General features: G+C 63.8%; 2 protein-coding genes. One reads left to right on the forward strand and one right to left on the reverse strand.

Annotated elements, in window-relative coordinates; genetic code table 11:
* Nucleotides 1-183: 183 nt before the first annotated feature.
* On the forward strand, nt 184-1,455 hold the full coding sequence (locus tag BUE42_RS31345; protein ID WP_073469432.1) for a hypothetical protein: 1,272 nt from the start codon (nt 184-186) through the stop codon (nt 1,453-1,455).
* Here the strand turns inward: BUE42_RS31345 and BUE42_RS31350 are convergent.
* Nucleotides 1,452-1,936, reverse strand: a 485-nt coding sequence (locus BUE42_RS31350) for a hypothetical protein (protein ID WP_235002736.1), incomplete at its 5' end; no start/stop codon positions are given. The two genes, BUE42_RS31345 and BUE42_RS31350, sit on opposite strands and share 4 nt — an antisense overlap.

A 1,936-nucleotide genomic window follows, 5' to 3' on the forward strand; every position in this document is an offset into this window, starting at 1 on the left:
CCCCCGGCGTCGCCCCAGCCGCTTCGGCACCTGGTGGAGAGCAGCTGCCCGCTGCTGGCGCCGCTCGCTGACGACAGCTTCGGCAGCTGGGTGCTGTTCGCGCAGCGCGCGGCAGCGCAGTATGGGGAGTGCCGCGCGGCCGCGCTGGGCCAGTGACCCGCCGCCACGGCGATAATCCGCCGGATGCGCCACCTGATCACCGCCGCCATCGCGCTCCTGTCCTGGACCCTGCCGCGGGTCGGGCCGCTGAAGCTGACAGAGGCCATTGCGCTCCTCGGGGCTCCTAAGGCGCTGGCTTCACGCAGCGTGCAGACCCTGATGATCCGCTGCTACTGGCCGTTCTTTATTGCATCGATCGTCGCCTTGGCCATGGCCGGGTTGAACTTGTCCGTCAACCCAGAGACGAACTTGACCAGCGAGAAGGCGCTGTACTCGACCCCGGGGATGGTCGCACTCATCACGTTCATCCGTATCCTGGCCTACCTGATCACGGTCTCGGTGCTGGTGCACTTCTTCCAGCGCAGCACGCAGCAGGAGGTCTCCAGGACGCTGCGGATAGCCTACTACACCACGATCCTGCCAGGCGCGCTGCAGCTCCTCAGGCTCCACACCGGGCTCTACTTCGACCTGCCGTTCGAGCGGCCGGACGCCGGCCCGTTCTCCGGGATCTTTGCGTCGAGCAACGACCAGATGCGACTGATGGGGTTCGAGATTGAGCCGCTGGCCTATGCCAGTAGCCTTGTCACGGCCTGCTGCCTCAGCATGCACAACGGGCGCCGAATCCCGTGGCTGGGCATGGTCGTCCTCTACAGCACCTACGGCGTCGGAGCCATCATTGGGCTATGCCTGGCGCTGCTGCTCAGCATCTCAGGCAGCCTCAGGCGCTGGATCATCCCGCTCTATGCCGCTGGCGTGGCTGGGGCTGCATGGTTCATCGTGGCGAACATCGACGACCTGCTCGACCAATTCCAGCTCATCGGATCCGTAGCCGAGCGCCTCGGCTCGATCTACAACTGCGTGGCGATCTGGCTTGATCACCCGTTGGGCGGCGGCCTTGGAACGTATGGCTACTGGATGAACGGCTACGACCGGACCGGCACCTTTCTGACAAACCGGATCGACTTCCACGCCAACAACGACTCGCTCGAATTCCTGGCGGCCGGCGGCCTGCTGCTGGCAGGCGGGCACCTGTACGCCTTCCACGTCGTGCTCAAGCGCTCCCGCTCGTACTGGCTGTGGGTGGCGTGCACCGCCCTGATGATCCAGTCGATCTCGGCCTACATCTTTTTCAACCCGGCGCTGATGGTGGTGTTCGCGATGCTGCTGGCGCGGCTGGAGCCGGTGCCCAAGGCGGCGAAGCCGGCCCGCCGGCGCCGCGGCGTTCGCTTCGTGTGGCCTCGCCTGCCGCGGTTTCGGTGGGATATGAGGCTTGGAAGAGATGTTCCGCCTCGCTAGGCCTGCCTCTCGGCCATTCTGCTCAACCAGTTGAAATAGTGCATCCGCAGGTCGACGGGCGTGATGTGTCCGTGCTTATTGACCGACAGGACCGCGAACTCAAAGCCGAACGAATCGAAGTCGACCATCATCCTTGCATACGACTCCAGCTTGGCCCGCGTCATGGGGTTGTAGATCTCGATCTCGAAAAAGTGCAGGAAGCGTTCATCTCGGCTGACAACGTAGCCGTCAGGAATCAATCTCTGCTCGCGGACCATAGCGACGAAATCGCGCGGGAACCCTTCTCGCCTCGAAGGCAGCGTTAGAGCCAGAAGCGTGGCGTCCTTCCAGCGCCCAGACCTCACCTGCGGATACTCTGCCTGAAGCCAGGCGAAGACATCCTCTGAAGTGATCTCGTTCTGTCTCAATTCCCGCTCCAATCCCGCACATGACGCTGCAACCTGCGCCGACGCTAGCTTGGCGATTCCGACCCGAGGCACCA

This window comes from Rhizobacter sp. OV335, assembly GCF_900142965.1.
Classification (GTDB): Bacteria; Pseudomonadota; Gammaproteobacteria; order Burkholderiales; family Burkholderiaceae_C; genus Rhizobacter.

Bases quoted from the DNA above. Each gene is read 5' to 3' on its own strand.
- BUE42_RS31345 (WP_073469432.1), top strand. From the start codon at position 184: ATGCGCCACCTGATCACCGCCGCCATCGCGCTCCTGTCCTGGACCCTG.